Below are 18441 nucleotides of genomic sequence, written 5' to 3' on the forward strand. Positions count from 1 at the left end.
GCTCCCAAGACGCCGCCCTCCGGGGCCCGCGCGGACCCGCTCCCCGCCGGGCCCTCCCGACGCACGCCCACCCTCCGCCCAAGCCGCCGCCGGGCCCCGGTCCGGCGCGCCCTGCCCGAGGAAGAATCCGCCATGTCCGCCATGCCTCCGCGCCACCGCGCGCCGTCAACCTCCACCAAGCCCTGGGCGACCCGCCGCCGCTTCCTCGGCGTGCTCGGCTTCGGCGCCGCGGCGGCCGCCTCCGGCGGCCTGCTCTCGGCGTGCGCGCCGAGCGGTCCGCGCCCCGGCTCCGGCGGCGCCTCGGCGGCGGCGGTCGACAGCCTCGACGCGCTCTGCCCCACCTACACCCCCTACGAGGCGCTGCCGCCGGACATCCCCGGACAGCACGGCGCGCCCAGCGGATTCACCTCCTACCCCACCGAATTGGTCCAGGCCGTGGCCGAAACCCCGGGCCGGGGCGGCCACTACCGCTTCATGGCGCCGCTGTGGGCGCCGATCCCGCCGGGGCTGGGCGACAACTCCTTCTACGACGCGGTCAACGGCCGGCTGGGCGCCACCGTCGAGTTCAGCTTCCAGGACGGCAACACCATCACCGACCGGCTGAACGTGCTGATCGCCTCCCGCGAGGTCTCCGACATCACGATGGTCCCCGACTGGGCCATCAACCTGATCCCGAACTTCGCCGAGGCCGCCGGCGAGCTGTTCGAGGACCTGACGCCGTACCTGGCCGGCGACGAGGTGGCGCCGTACCCGATGCTGGCCTCGCTGCCCACCCCGGCGTGGCGGTGGGGCATCTTCAACCAGCGGCTGCAGGGCGTGCCGTGGCCCTCCGACCCCTACAACGAGTGGATGTTCTACCGGCAGGACGTCTTCGAGGCCAACGGCTGGCCGATGCCGGCGAACGCGGCCGAGCTGATGGAGCTGGGCCGCGAGATCAACGACCCCGACAACAACCGCTGGGCCTTTGGCGACATGTGGCGCACGGTGCGCCAGGTCTTCCGCACCCCGCGCGACTGGCGCTACGAGAACGGCGAGCTGATCCACCGCTACGAGACCGAGGAGCTGGCCGCCGCGGTGGAGTTCATGCGGGAGGTGTACGACGCCGACCTGATCCACCCCGACGTGATCAGCAGCCGCGGCGCGGGCGTCAAGGAGCTGTTCAACTCCGGCGAGATCCTCGTCTACCAGGACGGCTTCGGCGGCTGGACCGAGGCGTACCGGGGCGTGCTGGCGCAGAACCCGGACTTCCGGATGAACCTGCTGCCCGCCTTCGCCCACGACGGCGGCACGCCGTCGCTGCATCCCAACGACCCCTCGGGCCAGTGCGTCCTGCTGCGCCGCGGCATGGAGCCCGACCAGATCCGCGAGGTGCTCGGCCTGATCAACTACTGCACCGCGCCCTTCGGCACCCGCGAGTACATGATGTACCGCTACGGCGTGGAGGGCGAGCACTACGAGCTGGACGGCAACGGCGCCCCGCAGCGCACCGAGCTGGGCCAGCGCGAGTACTCCGACGGCTACCTGTTCCTCAGCGGACGCAACAACGTCATCGCCGAGAGCGAGTACCCCGGCTATGTGGAGTCCTATACCTCCTGGTACAACGACGCCGCCCAGTACCGCGCGGCCGACCCCTTCGAGGGCATCAGGATCCAGCGCCCGTCCGCCTACTCCGCCATCGAGCAGCCGACCGAGGACAAGATCACCGACATCATCCGCGGCCGCCGCCCGGTCTCCGACATCACGCAGGTGGTGGACGAGTGGCGCCGCGACGGCGGCGAGGAGGCGCGCGAGTTCTACCACGGCGTGCTGCAGGAGAACGGCCGTGACTGAGCGCGTCGCCGCCCCGCCGGCCGTGCGCGCCGACGGCGCGCCGCCCGGCGGGCGCGGCCCGCGCCGCCCCCCTCCGTCGCGGCGCGACCGCCGCCGGGCGCGGCGCGACGGCGCGGCCCCGCGGCCGCCGCTGCGGGCGCGGCTGGCCCGCGACTGGCAGCTGCTGCTGATGACGGTGCCCGCGATCGGGCTGCTGGCCGTGTTCCACTACGTGCCGACGCTGGGCAACGTGATCGCGTTCCAGGACTACTCGCCCTTCGACGGCTTCCTGGGCAGCCCGTTCATCGGCTTCGACAACTTTTACTGGCTCTTCACCGACGTGTCCTTCTGGCAGGCGGTGCGCAACACGCTCGCCATCACCGGCTTCCAGCTGCTCTTCTTCTTCCCGGTGCCGATCCTGCTGGCCATCCTGCTCGACAGCGTGATGTCGCCCCGGCTGCGGCTGTTCGTGCAGAGCGTCGTCTACCTGCCGCACTTCTTCTCGTGGGTGCTGGTCATCACCCTGTTCCAGCAGATCCTCGGCGGCGCCGGCCTGATCTCGCAGACCCTGCGCCAGAACGGCTACGAGGGCGTGGACCTGATGACCAACCCCGACGCCTTCCTGCTGCTGGTCACCGGCCAGATGATCTGGAAGGACGCGGGCTGGGGGACGATCATCTTCCTGGCCGCGCTGGCCGCCATCAACCCCAACCTCTACGAGGCGGCGGCCGTCGACGGGGCCGGGCGCTGGCGCCGGATCTGGCACATCACCCTGCCGGGCCTGCGCCCCGTCATCGTCCTGCTGCTGATCCTGCGGCTGGGCGACGCGCTCAACGTCGGCTTCGAGCAGTTCTTCCTGCAGCGCGACGCGGTCGGCCGCGAGGTCGCCGAAGTGCTGGACACCTTCGTGTACTGGCGCACGCTCGTGACCGGCGAGTGGAGCTACGGGGCCGCGGCCGGCCTGGTCAAGGGCGTGGTCGGGCTGGTCCTCATCCTGGTGGCCAACAAGGTGGCCCACCGCCTCGGCGAACAGGGAATCTACCGACGATCATGACTACCGCATCCAAGCGCCCCGCCTGGCAGGAGCCGCCCACCCCGGTGGGCCTGGCCGCCAAGGGCCTCGTGCTCACCGCCATCGTCGCGGTGGTCACGGTCCCGCTCTACGTCGTCGTGCTGACCAGCCTGTCGCCCGCCGAGGCGGTGAACCGGGCGGGCGGCCTGGTGACGGTGCCCGACGGCATCTCCTTCGCCGCCTACCAGGAACTGTTCGCCGGCGGGGTGGTCACCCGCTCCGTGCTGGTCAGCCTCGGCGTCACCCTCACCGGCACCGCGCTGAGCCTGGCGGTGACGATCCTGGCCGCCTACGGGCTGTCGCGGCCCGGTTCGCTGCTGCACCGGCCGCTGCTGTTCCTGATCCTGCTGACCTTCCTGTTCGGCCCGGGCATCATCCCCAGCTACCTGCTGGTCAGCTCGCTCGGGCTCATCGACAGCTACTGGTCGCTGATCCTGCCCACCGCGATCAACGCCTTCAACCTGGTGGTGATGCGCGCCTTCTTCATGGGCATCCCGGGCGAGGTGTCCGACAGCGCCCGCATCGACGGCGCCAACGACTGGCAGATCCTCACCCGCATCGTGCTGCCGATGTCCAAGGGGGTGACCGCGGTCGTCGGCCTGTTCTACGCCGTGGGCTACTGGAACGCCTTCTTCAACGCGATCCTCTACCTCAACGACAACACGATGTGGCCGCTCCAGCTGATCCTGCGCCAGTACGTGCAGCAGGGCCAGACGCTCAGCGTGGGCTCGCTGGCCGACCCCTCCCAGACCAGCGCGCTGCCGCCGAACCTGGCCATCCAGATGGCGATCGTGGTGGTGGCGCTGGTCCCGGTGGTGCTGGTGTACCCGCTGGTGCAGCGGCACTTCACCAAGGGCGTGGTGATTGGGGCGGTGAAGGGCTGAGGCGGGCGCGCGTCACCGCCCGCCGACGGCCCCGTGGTGGCCGGTGACGCGGAGCAGGTCGAGCTTGCCGGCGTCCTCGGTGTGCGGGCGGGCGGTGTAGACGATGATCCGGAGATCGGAGTCCAGGGTGGCCAGCACATCGCAGTCCAGGGTGACCAGGCCGACCGCCGGGCTGTGGATCGTCTTGCGTTCGGGCGAACGGGGCGGCACCGCGAAGTCGTCCCACCGCTCGGCGAAGGCCGGGCTGGTCGCGCGCAGCTCGGCCACCAGTGCTGCGAGCCCGCGGTCGTCCGGATAGGACGCCATCGCGCCGCGCAGGTCGCCGACGAGGCCCCGGCCGAAGCGGTCGTGCTCCTCCGCGGTGTACACGACCGGGTTCGCCAGGCCGGTGAAGTGGCGCCACACCAGGTTGCGCGCGCGTGGGGACGCCGCCTCGGCGACGCCGAGCAGGGCGGTCCACAGCGGGTTGGCGTGGATGAGGTCCCAGCTCGCGGTGAAGACCGCGACCGGGGTGTCGGTGAGCCGGTCGACGATGCGGGCGGTGCCCGGGCCGATGTGCCGGGGCACCACGCCCGCGGCGGGCGGCTGGGCCCCGGCGGCGCGGTAGAGCAGGTCGCGTTCGCCGGTCGACAGGCGCAGCGCGCGGGCGAGTGCGGCCAGCACCTGCGCGGACGGGTTGCGCGCCCGCCCCTGCTCCAGCCGGACCAGGTAGTCGACGGAGATCTGGGCGATGGCGGACAGCTCCTCGCGGCGCAGTCCGGCGGTGCGGCGCACGCCGACATCGGGCAGCCCGACGTCGGCCGGGCGCACCCGCTCGCGCCACGAGCGCAGGGCCCTGGCCAGTTCACCGGTGCTCATGCCACCAGGGTGCCACCCCCGCACGCGAACAGGGTGGTACAGCCGATACCTGGGACGGCGGTCCGGCATGCCGGACGGTGGGGGGCATGCCAACACAGACCTGCACGTCCCAGCCGCCGGGGCGGGTGCCGGCGTCCTCGGCGCACCGCGCGCACCGGCCGGGCCAAGGAGCGGACCGATGAGCCGCCTCGCCGTCGTCACGGGCGCCAGCGGCGGGATCGGGGAGCAGATCGCGGCCGGTATCGCCCGCACCGGCGCGGCGGTCGTCCTCGTCGCCCGCGATCCCGCCCGGCTGGACCTGGCGCGGCGGCGCATCCGCGGCGCCGTCCCGGGAGCCGAGCTGGAGACCGAGCCGGCCGATCTGTCGGACCTGGCCGAGGTGCGGGCGCTCGCGGACCGACTCGGCGCGCGGAGGCCGTCGATCGTGGTGAGCAATGCCGCGGTCATCGCGCCGATCGACGACCGCACCCCCGAGGGCCTCCACCGGTCGCTGGTGACCAACCACCTCGCCCCCTACCTGCTGCTGCGCAGCCTCGCGGAGCGTCCGGCGGCCGGGCCGCGCCGCTTCGTCGTCGTGGGCGGCTCCCCGAGCGGGCTCGCCCGCACCCCGGTCGACCTCGACGACCTCAACCTGGAGAGCGGGCGCGGCCTGGGCTGGCCGCCCAGCTTCCGCCCGTTCGTCGCCTACGCGCGCACCAAGAACATGAACGCGATGTTCGTGTACGCGCTGGCCTCCCGGCTCGCCGGCACCGGCACGACCGTGAACGGCGCGCACCCGGGCATCATCAAGGGCGGCCGCCTCGACCGCTACGACCGCGGCGCGCTGAAGCTGTTCGGAACGGTGTGCTCGGTGTTCGCGGGCGATACCGCCACCGGCGCCGACACCCCGCTGTGGCTGGCCACGGCCGAGGAGGCCGAGGGCGTGACGGGGAAGTTCTTCGTCAAGCGCCAGGCCGCCGAGACCGCACCGCACACCACCGACCCCGAGCGCCTGGACCGCCTGTGGCGCGAGAGCGCCCGCCTCGTCGGGCTGCCCGCCGACGCGGGGCGGGAGCCGTCCGCCTCGGACACCGGCGCGGACCGGACGTCCCCGCCGCGGCCGGAGCGGGGACGTCCGTCGTGAGTGGCGAGGGAGGCGGCGCGCCGGTCGGGCGCGCCGCCTCCCTCGCATCATGGCGGGGTGGCCGCCTGGCCGGCGCGGCTCACGAGGTGCAGGCCGCGCCGTTGAGGGTGAAGGCCGACGGGACGCTCGCCGCTCCGGTGCGGCTGCCGAGGAAGCCGAAGGAGACCGTGTCCCCCGGTGCCACGGTGGCGTTCCAGGAGGCGTTGGTGACGGTGACGTCCGCGCCCGCCTGGGTGTGGGTGGCGCCCCAGATCTGGGTGATGCGCTCCCCGGCCGTGAAGCGCCAGGCCAGCGACCAGCCCGACAGCGGTGCGCTGCCGGTGTTGGTCAGCTCGACCGCGCCCTGGAAGCCGCCGCTCCACTGGTTGGTGACGGTGTAGTCGACGGAGCAGGAGCCGCCCGGGCCGGTGGTGGGTCCGCCGGTGGGCTCGCCCGTGGGATCGCCGCCGCCGGGGCCGTCGGCCAGGTCGCCGACGATGACGCCCCGCCCGTTGGTGCCGACGTAGACGCGGCCGTAGACGCGGGGGTCGCCGGTGATGGCCGCGCCGGTCCAGGCCCACTGGTTGTCGTCGTCGTTGATCCGCACCCAGCTGGCGCCCGCGTCGTCGGAGCGGAAGATGCCGCGCACGCCGCCGATCTGGGCGCTGGTGTACAGGGCCGGGTGGTCGGCGCCGGGCGCGGGCGCGCCGAAGCCGATGGTGTCGGCCTCCTGGACGCCGCTCACCCGGGTGAAGGAGGCGCCGGCGTCGGTGGAGCGCCACAGCCCGTAGGTGCCGCCCTCCTCGCCGCCGGCCAGCCAGACCTCGCCCTCACCGCCGGGCACGGCCTTGAACCGGACGTTGCCGCTGGACGGCAGGCCGGTGGCGGCGGTGGCGGTGAAGCTCGCGCCGCCGTCGGTGCTCACGTAGAAGCGGCCCGCGGCGTACCCGTAGAACACGTTCGGGTCGACCCGGTCGGACTCCACGGTGGCGCCGGCCGGGATGCCCTGGGCGGGCGTCCACGATCCGCCGAAGTCCGACGAGTGGTGCACGCCGGCGCCCTGGGGGCTCCAGACGATGTCGGTGCCGTCGGCGGCGAGCGCCACGGTGCCGCCGCCGGTGACGCCCGCGGGCTCGGCGCCGGCGTACCAGTTGGCGCCGTTGTCGTTGGACAGGCCGATGTTGGCGACACCGTCGGCGTTGCCGACGCGCACCACCCGGTTCGGGTCGAGTTCGGCGTAGTCGAGGCTGGTGGTGGAGGTGTGGACGGGCGAGGTGAACATCATGCCCGGCACGGTGTCCAGGTCGGTGTGGCGGAAGCCGCCGATGTCGCCGAGGCCGCTGAGCAGCGGGGCGCCCGAGGGCGGGCTGGCCAGGTCGAGCACGGCGGTCTCCTCCAGGCCGCGCGCCATCACCTCGATGTCGATCTGGCCGCCGGAGTCCCAGGTAGTGAGGTTCTCGGTGCCGTAGATGGTGGCGCCGGTGCCGTACATCATCCGGTCGGAGTCGAAGGGGTCGATCTCCAGGGCCTCGGTCATCCAGCCGAGCTTGGGGGTGGTCTCGGGCGGGGCCGGGTTGGCGCCGAAGGTCAGCCACGGGGCGGCGGAGATGTCCATCTGGTAGCGGAAGGACCGGTTGGGATAGCTGGTGTAGTCCCAGGCGCGGGTCCAGGTGGCGCCCGCGTCGGTGCTGCGGAAGATTATGATGTCGGGCCACCACGAGATCTGGGTGGCCACCATGAGCGTGTCGGGGTCCTGCCGGTCGATGGTCAGGCCGCTGTAGCCGAAGTGGTTGTCGGGGCTGTCGGAGGGCACCGGGCTGATCCTGGTCCACTCCCCCGAGGCGGTGTCGAGCCGCCACACGTCGCCGTGGCCGCCGTCGTAGGGGCCGCCGGTGTCGCTGGTGGCGATGTAGAGGCGGCCGTTCTCGTGGTCGAGCACGCCCTTGTGGGCGATGAAGCCGGTGGGCTGGCCGGGCACCCGCTCCCAGCTGGCGCCGCCGTCGGTGCTGCGGTAGACCGTGTTCTGCAGGTCGGCGACGCCGACGTAGATGTCCTGGCTGGCCTGGCCGCCGCTGCCGCTGGTGGGGTCGAAGGTCACCCAGACGACGCCCTGGATGTCGGAGGAGTAGCCGGAGGTGTCGTTCGGGTCGGCCACGTAGTCGCCGGGGTTGGGGAAGGCGGTCACCTCCGACCAGGTGGCGCCGTAGTCGGTGCTGCGCCACAGCCCTTCGCCGCTGGGAGCGCCGAAGTAGACGATGCGGTTGTCGTTGGGGTCCACGGCCAGGCGCTCGCCCATGCCGCGTCCCGGCATGTTGCCGCCGACCTTGAACGGCAGCTCGGTGACGTCCCAGGTCTCGCCGCGGTCGTCGGAGCGCAGGATGGCGCCGTTGCCGGGGTCCCAGTCGTTGGTGTAGTTGCCGACGGCGGCGTAGACGCGGTCGGGGTCGCGGGCGTCGGTGGCGATGCTGGCCACCCCGCTCCAGCCCCAGTCGTCCCAGCCCACCCAGTCCAGCAGCGGGATCCAGGTCTCGGTGCCGGGCTCCCAGCGGTAGGCGCCGCCGATGTCGGTGCGGGCGTAGGCGAGGCCGGGCTCGCTCTGGTTGAAGACGATGCCGGGGACGAAGCCTCCGCCGACGACCTGGGCGTTGCGCCACTCGTAATCGCCGGTCGCGGCGGTGGCCGAGGCGGCCTGCGGCAGGGCGAACAGGCCGAGCGCGCCGAGAGCGGTGGCGAGGACGGCGACGCAGGCGGTCAGGCGGGCGCGCACCGAGCGGGTCCGGGACGGTGGGACCCGGTCGGGCGGTTCGGGGGGCGGGGTCGTGCGGGGTCTGAGTGCCATCGGGCTTCCTCTGCTCGGGCTGCCCGCACCGGGGCCCTGGGGGAGGCCGGGTGCGGTCCGGGGCGGCAGGGCGGGCGCCGTGCCGGGACGGGCCGTCGGGGACGCGGCGGCCGCCCGCGCGGCGCTGGTGGCGCGGCGCGCGGCGGCTCGGGCGGGATCGGCCCGTACCGCGGTCCCGGACAGCTGGCAATTAGTCTGGTCTCCCAACCAATCCGCGTCAACGGGCGCACCGGAGCGGCGAGGTACCCGAACCCCGGACCCGTATCCGCGGGAGGGGTGACGTCCGACTCGGCCACCGTTTCCACCTGCGTGGACGGCCGTACGAAGCGACGGTCCGGACAGGGTCGGAGCGTGGCGGCGCCTCGGACCGCTCTCGACAGAAGCCGGTGGGGTGGCCGCATAATTAGGCTTCCTTATGTCCAAACCAGGGAGCGCCCGCATGCCCGCTACGCCCGTCCCCCTCCCAGCCGCCGGGCTCTGGTACGGCGGCGACTACAACCCCGAGCAGTGGCCCGAGAGCGTCTGGCAGGAGGACGTGCGGCTGATGCGCCGCGCCGGAGTGAACCTGGCGACCGTGGGCGTCTTCTCGTGGTCGTGGCTGGAGCCGGAGGAGGGCCGCTACACCTTCGGCTGGCTGGACCGGGTGCTCGACCTGCTGGCGGACCACGGGATCGGCGCGGCGCTGGCCACCCCGACGGCCTCGCCGCCGCCCTGGTTCGGCCTGGCGCACCCCGACGCGCTGCCGGTGACCGCCGAGGGCGTGCGGCTCTCCCACGGCAGCCGCGACACCTACTGCGTGTGCGCGCCGTCGTACCTGGCGGCGAGCACCCGGATCGCCGCCGCGCTCGCCGACCGCTACCGCGGCCACCCGGCGCTCGCGCTGTGGCATGTCCACAACGAGTACGGCACCTGGTGCCACTGCGAGCACGTCGCGGCCGCCTTCCGCGACTGGCTGGCCCGCCGCCACGGCGGCCTGGACGCCCTCAACGACGCCTGGACCACGGCCTTCTGGAGCCAGCGCTACGCCTCCTGGGAGGAGGTGCTGCCGCCGCGCGCCACCCAGTACCGGCCCAATCCGGCGCAGGCGCTGGACTTCCGGCGGTTCCTGTCCGACGCGATGCTGGCGCACTTCACCGCGCAGCGCGACGTCCTGCGCGAGCGCGCCCCGGGCGTGCCGGTGACCACGAACCTCGCCTACGGCGACTGGGTGCCGGTGGACCCGTGGCGCTGGGCCGAGGAGGTGGACCTGGTCGCCGTCGACCACTATCCGGACCGGCCGGGCTCCGCCGCCGCCGAGCAGACGGCCTTCGCCGCCGATCTGGCCAGGTCCTGGGCCGGATCCAGGCCGTGGCTGCTGATGGAGCAGGCGGCCGGGGTGGTGTACGCGGGCGGGCGGACCCTGGCCAAGCGGCCGGGCGAGCTGCTGCGGCACGGCGCGGGCCATGTGGCGCGCGGCTCGGTGGGCGCGATGTTCTTCCAGTGGCGGGCCTCGGCGGGGGGCGCCGAGCAGTGGCACGGCGGGATGGTGCCGCACGCGGGCCCGGCCTCGCGGGTCTACGGCGAGGTGTGCGGGCTGGGCGGGCTGCTGTCGCGGCTGGGCGAGGCGCGCGAGGCGCGGGTGGTGGCGCCGGTCGCGGTGCTGTGGGACCCCGAGTGCTGGTGGGCGCTGGGCGCCCCGCACCTGCCCGCGCCCGACCTGGACTACCTGGAGGCCGTCGCCCAGGTGCACCGGGTGCTGTGGCGGGCGGGGTGGACGGCGGACTTCGTCGCGCCCGGGGCCAGGCTGGCGGGCTACCGGGCCGTGGTGGCGCCCGCGCTGTACCTGGCGTCGGACCGGGCGGCCGAGGCCCTGGCGGCGTACGTCGAGGGCGGCGGCCGGCTGCTGGCCACCTTCCTGAGCGGGGTGGCCGACGAGCACGGGCGGGTGCGGACCGGCGGGTACCCCGGCGCGCTGCGCGGGCTGCTCGGCGTGCGCGTCACCGAGTTCCTGCCGCTGGAGCCGGACGAGCGGGTGGCGGTCTTCGCCGAGGGGGCCGCCGGGCCGGACGGTGCGGAGCCGTCGCGCTACGGGGCCGGGCGGCTGTGGAGCGAGGACGTGGCGGTGACCGGGGCGCGCGCGGTGGCGCGCTACGCCTCGGGGGTGCTGGCCGACCGGCCCGCGATCACCCGCAAGGAGCACGGGGCGGGCACGGCCTGGTACCTGTCCACCCGGCTCGGCGACGAGGGCCTGTCCCGGCTGCTGGCCGAGGTGCTGGGCGCGTCCGGTGCGCAGGGCGCGCCGCCGGGGGTGGAGGTGGTGCGCCGCGAGCCCGCGGACGGCGGCCCGGCGTGGCTCTTCGTGCTCAACCACACCGAACTGGCGCACGATCTGCCGCTGCGGCGGCTGGGCGCGGCGGCGGGCGCGGTGGACGCCGTGTCGGGGGCGCGCTACCCGCCGGAGGGCGGGCCGGTGCGGATCGCGCCGGGCGGCGTGCTCGTGCTCCGCGCACGCGTCGACGCGGAGGGGTCTTGCCATCCGGAGGCCGGGAAGCCTACTGTCGGTGCGTCGAAGCGCTTCGACAGCGGCGCTCCGGCGGGCTCGCACCGCCCTGGACGGAAGTAGGCCGATGGCGACCATCGCGGACGTGGCACGGCACGCCGGCGTGTCGATCAGCACCGTCTCCTACGTGCTCTCCGGCAAGCGCGCCATCTCGGCCGAGACCGACGCGCGGGTGCGGCGCAGCATCAGGGAGCTGGGCTACCGGCCGCACGCGGGCGCCCGCTCGCTGGCCGGGAGCAGGACGAACGTGCTCGCGCTGGTGGTGCCGCTGCGCTCGGACATGAACCTGCCGGTGCTGATGCGCTTCGTCACCACGATCGTGCTGTCGGCCCGCGAGCACGACCACGACGTGCTGCTGCTCACCCAGGACGAGGGCGTCGACGGCCTGCTGCGGGTGGCGGAGTCGGCGATGGCCGACGCCTTCATCGTGATGGACGTCGAGGCCGACGACCCGCGCCCCGCCGTGCTGACCGGCCTGGCGCAGCCCAGCGTCCTGATCGGCGTGCCCGACGACCCGTCCGGGCTGCCCTGCGTGGACCTGGACTTCGCCGCCGCCGGCGCCGCCTGCCTGGAGCACCTGGCCGGCCTCGGGCACCGCTGCGTCGGCTTCCTCGGCCCGCCCGAGCAGGTGTACCTGCGCGGCACCAGCTTCGCCCGGCGCACTCTGGAGGGCTTCCGCGGCGCCGCCGACGCGCACGGCGTGCGCACGGCCGAGGAGCCGTGCACGCCGACCTTCGGCGGGGTGCGCGCGGCGCTGGCCGCGCTGCGGGAGCGCCGACCCGGGCTCAGCGCCGTCGTCGTGCACAACGAGGACGCGCTGCCCGTGCTCCAGGAGGTGCTGCACGCCGAGGGCGCGGGGGTGCCCGGCGACCTGTCGCTGGTGGCGATCGGCCCCGACGAGTCCGCCGAAGGGCTCCCCGTGCCGATGACCGTCGTGGCGATGCCCGCCGAGCAGATCGCCAAGGACGCCGTGCGCACCGTGATGCGCCGCCTGGACGGCGCCGAGGACCACACCGTGCGCCTGCTCCCCCCTCAACTCCAGCTCCGCGCCAGCACCGCCCCGCCCCCGAACGCCCCCTGACGCCGTCGCCCGCCCGAGTCCCCGCCCGCCCGACCGCCCCCGTCCGGCCCTACCCGCCCTGGCCCCGACTCCGCTGGCCCCGATTCCGCCGCCCGGACTCCGCCGCACGACTGCCCTCGCCCCGATCGCGCTCACCCCGACTCCGCTCACCAGACCCCCCTCCCCCGCCCTCCCAAGGGGGCACAGCCCCTGCCACCAGTCTTCCGGCGCGGACCGCCCGGATGCCAGACCTACCCGCCGGTTGTGGACGACTTCGCCGGCCACCGCCGACCTGTGGACAGCGGAACGCGGCCGGAGCGGCCGACCGCCATCCTGGAACGCGTCCGCCCGTCCCCGCCCAGAAAGGCACGGACCCATGAGCCCCTTCCGAGTCGACGGCGACACCCTCCTGTGGCGGTCCGGGCACGAACTGCTCCGGATCAGGCCCTGGGGGCCCGGCTCGCTCCGCGTGCAGTCCGGCCTGCACGCCCTCCGCGACGACCTCCCCGGCGCGCTCCTCGACGCCCCCGCCCCCGCCCCGGCGCAGGCCGTCGTGGAACCCGGCGGCGCGCGCATCACCAACGGCCTGCTGACGGCCGCGGTCAGCGAGGCCGGACTGGTCAGCTTCTCCCGCACCGACGACGGCACCGAACTCCTCGCCGAGCAGCCCGCCCACTTCTGGTGGCCGGGTCCGCGCCACTTCCTGTCCGCCGGCAACGGCTACCAGCGGCTCGAGCAGCGCTTCCGCGCCTACCCGGGCGAGCGCCTGTACGGCCTGGGCCAGCGCATGCACGGCCGCTTCGACCAGAAGGGCATGGTGCTCGAACTGGAGCAGCGCAACGGCGAGATCACCATCCCGTTCGCCCTGTCCAGCCGCGGCTACGGCCTGCTGTGGAACAGCCCCGCGGTCGGCCGCGTCGAGCTGGCCGAGAACGGCACCCGCTGGGTCGCCGACGGCGCCCGCCAGATCGACTACTGGATCACCGCCGACCCCGACCCCGCCGCCATCGTGTCCCGCTACGCCGAGGCCACCGGCCGCCCGCCGATGCTGCCGGAGTGGGCCACGGGCTTCTGGCAGAGCAAGCTGCGCTACCGCACCCAGGACGAACTCCTCGCCGTCGCCCGCGAGCACCGCGAGCGCGGCCTGCCGCTGTCGGTCATCGTCGCCGACTTCTTCCACTGGACCCGCCTGGGCGACTGGCGCTTCGACCCGGCCGAGTGGCCCGACCCCGCCGCCATGGTCCGCGAGCTGGACGAGATGGGCGTCCGGCTCATGGTCTCGATCTGGCCCAGCGTCAACCCCACCAGCGAGAACCACCCCGCCATGGCCGAACGCGGCCTGCTCGTCGGCACGGAGAGCGGTGTGGAGTTCCACGCCGGGTGGGTCGACAAGGGCAATGACGCCGAGATCCCGGTCGCCTTCTACGACGCCACCTCGCCCGAGGCCCGCCGCTTCGTCTGGGAGACCGTCCGCCGCAACTACTACGACCTCGGCATCCGGGTGTGGTGGCTCGACGCCTGCGAACCCGAGATCCGCCCTGGCCACCCCGCCAACCTGCGCTTCCACACCGGCCCCGGCCTGGAGGTCTTCAACAGCTACCCCGCCGAGCACGCACGCGGCTTCTACGAGGGCATGCGCGAGGCCGGCGAGGACGAGATCGTGCTGCTGTGCCGGTCGGCCTGGGCGGGCAGCCAGCGCTGGGGCGCCGCCGTCTGGTCCGGCGACATCCCGGCCACCTTCGAGTCGCTGGCCGCCCAGGTGCCCGCCGGCCTGAACATGGCCGTGTCGGGAATCCCGTGGTGGACCACCGACATCGGCGGCTTCCACGGCGGCGACCCCGACGACCCCCTCTACCGCGAACTGATCGTGCGCTGGTTCCAGTTCGCCGCCTTCTGCCCGCTGTTCCGGCTGCACGGCAACCGCGACCCCCGCACCCCGCTGGGCGCCGCCATGACCGGCGGCCCCAACGAGGTCTGGTCCTACGGCGCCGACGCCTACGCCCTGATCACCGACATCCTGCACCTGCGCGAACGGCTCCGCCCCTACCTGGCCGAGCAGATGCGCACCGCCCACGAACGGGGCCTGCCGCCGATGCGCCCGCTCTTCCTGGAGTTCCCCGACGACCCCAGATCGTGGGAGGTCGAGGACCAGTTCCTGCTCGGCCCCGACCTCCTGGTCGCGCCGGTCACCTCCCCCGGCGCCACCGAGCGCACCGTCTACCTGCCGAAGGGCTCCACCTGGACCGACGCCTGGACCGGGACCGAACTCGAACCCGGCGCCGAGCACCAGGTCGCCGCCCCGCTGTCGCGCATCCCCGTCTTCCTGCGCGACGGCGCCCGCGTCCCGATCGCGCAGTGAGCGGGCCGTGTCAGCGCCGCCACGCCTCCTCGGTCGCGAACAGGTAGTTGCGGTAGCGCGGGCTGCTGCCGTCCACCGCGTCCACCGGCCGCCACTCCCGGCGGCGCCAGGCGTACATGCGGTAGCCGCGCTCGGCCAGCGCGGCCACGATCGCGGCGCAGTCGGTGCCGTACTTCGCCAGGTGCCGGTCCTCGATCTCCATCAGCAGCGAGGGCCGGTGCTCGGCCAGCACCCGCTCGGCGCCGGCCAGCACGGCGGGTTCGAAGCCCTCCACGTCCACCTTCATGAAGTCCACCCGGCCGATCCCGTGGTCGGCGCAGAACCCGTCCACGGTCCGCACCCGGGTGCGCAGGGCCCGGCTGGTGCGGGTCGCGGCGTACTCGGGCGGCGCACTCCCCTCGGCCACCCCCTCGCGCAGGTGCGCCCAGCCGTGGATGGGCAGCCCGAAGCGGATCGGCAGCGTCAGTTCGGCGGTGCCCTCCCGCCGGCCGAGCGCCGCGTTGAACACCCGCACATTGCCCGCGCCGGTGGCGCGGTGCCCGGCGGCCAGGATCCGGAACGGGTTCGGCAGCGGCTCGAAGCCGTACACCCGCCCCGCCGGCCCCACCAGCGCGGCCAGCGGATAGGTGTACATCCCGTACGCGGCCCCGATGTCGAAGCACACATCGCCGGCCCGCACGATCCGGTCCAGCCCCAGGATCTCCGGTTCGCTCAGCGCCAGCGCGGCGCAGCCGCGCAGCACCCCCGCCAGCGCCCCGGTTCGGTGCCGCCCGCGTCCGCCCGACGGCGGCGCGGCGGTCGGGCGGTCTGCGGTGGGTGCGATCGGGCCGGCGGCCATGGCTCCTCCTCGGCGGAGCCCCCGGCCCCGCCTGTCGACGTCTGCCCGAGCACGCTAGGAAGCGGAAGGGTCCGCCCGAATCCCCGCACGGAGCACATTGCGCCCTGGCTCCCCGGAGCCAGCCGGGGCCCCGGCCTCCCTCCCGGGGATGAGCCGCACCGCCGACCGGGGATTCGGTCGACCGCACCGGACGGCACCGGTCGGGCGACCTGTCCGCCGGTTCGAGCCGACCGGGCACGGACTCGGACACCGTCTGAGACGTCCGGAGCCCTGGGGCGCCGTGCGCGACCGGCGTGCGCGGCCGGAACCCGGGAACAGGGAGGAGCCTCCGCCTGGGCGCCCGGTGCCGCGACCATGGCCGCGCGTCCGCCGCGCTCATGGTCGCGACCCCACCCGTTCAGGGCTGCGCGGCCTGCCGCAGCGCTGCGAGGGGCACCGGACACCGAGCCGACCTCGGACGGACAGTCGTCCGCCGCAGACCGCGCCCGCGGTCGCCGACCGGCCGCCAAGGCGCAGAGCACTCGCGGCACCGCGCTTTCGGCCGTCCGGGATAGCGACGGGCTCCGCAACGGCACCAGGTGTTCACGGCACCAGCCCCCTCGCCGTCCAAGCGGGCGGCCCGGGCGCCCGCCGCCTCAGCCTCCGGTGTGGCCGGGGACGACCAGGCCGCTCTCGTAGGCGAAGACCACGGCCTGTGCGCGGTCGCGCAGGCCGAGTTTGCTGAACAGGCGGCCGACGTGCGACTTCACCGTCTCCTCCGCCACCACCAGCCGGGCGGCGATCTCCGTGTTGGACAGCCCGGCCGCGATGAGGGTCAGCACCTCGGTCTCGCGGGCGGTCAGCGCCGCGAGCCGCGGCGAGCGGGCGCTCTCGGTCCGGGGGCGCGCGGCGAAGCTCTCGATCAGCCGCCGGGTGACGGAGGGGGCCAGCAGCGCCTCGCCGCCCGCGACCACGCGCACCGCGCTGATCAGGTCGGCGGGCGGGGCGTCCTTCAGCAGGAAGCCGCTCGCGCCGGCCCGCAGCGCGCTGAACACGTAGTCGTCCACGTCGAAGGTGGTCAGCACCACCACCCGGGGCACCCGGTCGCCCGGCGCGCGCGGCGCCAGGATCTCGCGGGCGGCGGTGAGGCCGTCCATATTGGGCATCCGGATGTCCATCAGCACCACGTCGGGCCGCAGCCTGCGCACCGCCTCGACCGCCGCGGCACCGTCGACGGCGTCGCCCACGACCTCGATATCGGGCTGCGCCGCGAGCAGCGCCGCGAACCCGGCCCGCACCATGGCCTGATCGTCGGCGATCAGCACCGAGATCGTCACCCGCCGCCCCCTTCTCCCGCGCCGCGCCAGCGCGCGGCCTGCGTACCGGCACCGCTCCCGTCCGGCGCGCCGCCGTCCGCCGCGGCGGCGCCCCCGCCGACGCGGCTTCCGCCGGCGTCGCCGTCCCGCACCAGCGGGATGATAGCGGTGACCAGGAAGCCGCCGTCGTCCGTCGGCCCCGCGGCCAGCTCGCCGCCCAGCATGGCCGCCCGCTCCCGCATCCCGAGCAGGCCGTGCCCGGGCCCGCGCTCGCGTCCGTCCAGCACCGCGGCCGGATCGGGGGCCGCGGCCGGAGCGGCGGGCGGCGGGCCGTTGCGGACGCGCACGCCCAGCCGGGGCGGGTCGCCGTGCGCGTCCACGCTGACCTCGGCGGACGCGCCGGGGGCATGGCGGACCGTGTTGCTCAGCGACTCCTGGACGATCCGGTAGACGGACAGCGCCACCGAGGCGGACACGCGCTCGGGCGGGGCGTCCACGGTGAGGCGGGTCGGGCTGCCGGCCCGGCGGGCCGACTCGGCCAGCCGGCCGAGGTCGGCCAGGCCGGGCTGGGGTGCCGTCTCGGCCGCGCCCTCGGCGGTGCGCAGCACGCTGAGGAGCTGGCGCATCTCGCGCAGCGACTCGCGTGCGGCCGCGCCGATGGCGGCGAACTCCGCCGCCGTCGGCTCCGACACGCCGCCCTCGATGCGGTAGGGCGCGCTGCTGGCCTGGACCGCGATGACGGACATGTGGTGGGCGACCACGTCGTGCAGCTCACGGGCGATCCGGGCCCGCTCCTCCAGCAGTTCGCGCCTGCCCCGCTCCTCGGCGACCCGCTGCCGCTCGGCGGCCACCCGCAGCGTGGCGTCGCGCCGCGTCCGCCTGGTGCGGCCGACCAGCGCCGCCATCACCAGCATCGCCGACCAGGTGCCCGCCGACCAGACGGCGAGCACGGCGTCGGCGGCGAGGTAGGGCGCGTGCGCCCACCCGGCCAGCAGCCCCGTGCACACCGCGAGGACGCCGGCCCGCGACGGCGCCGACAGCACCGCCACGTACAGCACCAGCACCGGAACGGGCGCGATGTCGAGCATCCACGGGATCACCGGCATCCGGGTGCCGAGGTAGGTCAGCGGCGGCAGGGCCACCAGCCACGCCAGGGTCAGCCACCAGGCCGCCATCGGCCGGCGCGCGCACAGCCACAGCGGGAAGGACACCAGCGCGGCCACCACCGGTGCCAGCAGGCCGTAGCCGCCCACACCGGCCAGGATCAGCGTGTTCAGCACCAGCAGCACCACGGCCGTGATCCGCAGCGGCCGCGCCGCCACCATCGGCGTGGCCGCGCCCCCCGGCGGCGACTCCGCCGCCGAGGGCACCCGCGCCGCGTTCGCCGCCCGCACCTCGGCGAGCAGCCCCGCCACCGGCTCCCACCGCACGCTCACCACCACCCCCGGCCGTCGGCCGCCAGCCTACGGGGCCGGATCGGTACGGCCCGCGCACGAGCCGCGGCCGCCCTCCGGCCCGCCTCTGCGTCGCCGCGCACGGCCGGTCCGGCACCGGCCGTACCGAGCGCCGGCACCGACCCGGCGCCCTCCACGGCTCCGGCCGCCGGTGCGGCACCCGTCCGACCGCCGGGCGGCGTCTCGCCGCACGAGCGCGGCTCCGCCGCTCGACCCGCGCGATCCAGGAGAACGGCTCCAACGGCGTCGGTGCCGAACGCGTCGTCCGGCCCCCTGACCGCCGCGCCATATCTGTGTGCCCTGCCCTTCGGGGTCATAGCGGCCACCGCCGC

The 18441-nt window shown here is 74.8% G+C and carries 12 protein-coding genes; 7 read left to right on the plus strand and 5 right to left on the minus strand.

Annotated features, from left to right (window positions below):
• The first annotated feature begins 132 nt into the window (after window positions 1-132).
• Genes CLV72_RS24260 through CLV72_RS24270 form a run of 3 tightly spaced genes read left to right on the plus strand, consistent with a single transcriptional unit; the run spans window position 133 to window position 3765 of the window.
• A complete protein-coding gene (locus tag CLV72_RS24260) occupies window positions 133-1830 on the plus strand; it encodes an extracellular solute-binding protein (RefSeq protein ID WP_245930413.1) in 1698 nt (565 codons plus the stop codon).
• A complete protein-coding gene (locus tag CLV72_RS24265) occupies window positions 1823-2863 on the plus strand; it encodes an ABC transporter permease (RefSeq protein ID WP_106250716.1) in 1041 nt (346 codons plus the stop codon). The genes CLV72_RS24260 and CLV72_RS24265 overlap by 8 nt, the downstream gene beginning before the upstream one ends.
• On the plus strand, window positions 2860-3765 hold the full coding sequence (locus tag CLV72_RS24270) for a carbohydrate ABC transporter permease (RefSeq protein ID WP_106250719.1): 906 nt from the start codon (window positions 2860-2862) through the stop codon (window positions 3763-3765). The genes CLV72_RS24265 and CLV72_RS24270 overlap by 4 nt, the downstream gene beginning before the upstream one ends.
• A 12-nt stretch (window positions 3766-3777) precedes the next feature.
• On the opposite strand, the gene CLV72_RS24275 is transcribed toward CLV72_RS24270, so the two are convergent.
• The gene (locus CLV72_RS24275) at window positions 3778-4623 is read right to left on the minus strand and encodes an MmyB family transcriptional regulator (protein ID WP_106250721.1); all 846 of its coding nucleotides are present in this window, start codon (window positions 4621-4623) and stop codon (window positions 3778-3780) included.
• 178 nt (window positions 4624-4801) lie between these two features.
• On the opposite strand from CLV72_RS24275, the gene CLV72_RS24280 reads away from it, so the two are divergent.
• Complete coding sequence (locus CLV72_RS24280; RefSeq protein WP_106250723.1) at window positions 4802-5746, plus strand: SDR family NAD(P)-dependent oxidoreductase; 945 nt, start codon at window positions 4802-4804, stop codon at window positions 5744-5746.
• A gap of 79 nt (window positions 5747-5825) precedes the next feature.
• On the opposite strand, the gene CLV72_RS24285 is transcribed toward CLV72_RS24280, so the two are convergent.
• The gene (locus CLV72_RS24285) at window positions 5826-8564 is read right to left on the minus strand and encodes a cellulose binding domain-containing protein (RefSeq protein WP_106250726.1); all 2739 of its coding nucleotides are present in this window, start codon (window positions 8562-8564) and stop codon (window positions 5826-5828) included.
• A gap of 439 nt (window positions 8565-9003) precedes the next feature.
• On the opposite strand from CLV72_RS24285, the gene CLV72_RS24290 reads away from it, so the two are divergent.
• The 3 genes from CLV72_RS24290 to CLV72_RS24300 all read left to right on the plus strand — a co-directional run bounded on the left by CLV72_RS24290 (window position 9004) and on the right by CLV72_RS24300 (window position 14522).
• The gene (locus CLV72_RS24290; protein WP_106250728.1) at window positions 9004-11166 is read left to right on the plus strand and encodes a beta-galactosidase; all 2163 of its coding nucleotides are present in this window, start codon (window positions 9004-9006) and stop codon (window positions 11164-11166) included.
• 4 nt (window positions 11167-11170) lie between these two features.
• Window positions 11171-12184, plus strand: a complete 1014-nt coding sequence (locus CLV72_RS24295; RefSeq protein WP_106250731.1) for a LacI family DNA-binding transcriptional regulator — start codon at window positions 11171-11173, stop codon at window positions 12182-12184.
• Window positions 12185-12539: 355 nt separating this feature from the next.
• Window positions 12540-14522, plus strand: coding sequence for a glycoside hydrolase family 31 protein (locus tag CLV72_RS24300; protein WP_106250733.1), 1983 nt, complete (start codon window positions 12540-12542; stop codon window positions 14520-14522).
• A 10-nt stretch (window positions 14523-14532) separates the two neighbouring features.
• Here CLV72_RS24300 and CLV72_RS24305 read toward each other — a convergent pair whose 3' ends face one another.
• The 3 genes from CLV72_RS24305 to CLV72_RS24315 form a co-directional block, all read right to left on the minus strand.
• Window positions 14533-15360, minus strand: a complete 828-nt coding sequence (locus CLV72_RS24305) for an FkbM family methyltransferase (protein WP_211303089.1) — start codon at window positions 15358-15360, stop codon at window positions 14533-14535.
• Between the two features lie 635 nt (window positions 15361-15995).
• A complete protein-coding gene (locus tag CLV72_RS24310; RefSeq protein WP_106250736.1) occupies window positions 15996-16676 on the minus strand; it encodes a response regulator in 681 nt (226 codons plus the stop codon).
• Window positions 16673-18091, minus strand: a complete 1419-nt coding sequence (locus CLV72_RS24315; RefSeq protein WP_146159546.1) for a sensor histidine kinase — start codon at window positions 18089-18091, stop codon at window positions 16673-16675. The genes CLV72_RS24310 and CLV72_RS24315 overlap by 4 nt, the downstream gene beginning before the upstream one ends.
• Window positions 18092-18441: the final 350 nt, after the last annotated feature.

It is taken from the genome of Allonocardiopsis opalescens, assembly GCF_003002095.1.
Taxonomy (GTDB): Bacteria; Actinomycetota; Actinomycetes; order Streptosporangiales; family Streptosporangiaceae; genus Allonocardiopsis; species Allonocardiopsis opalescens.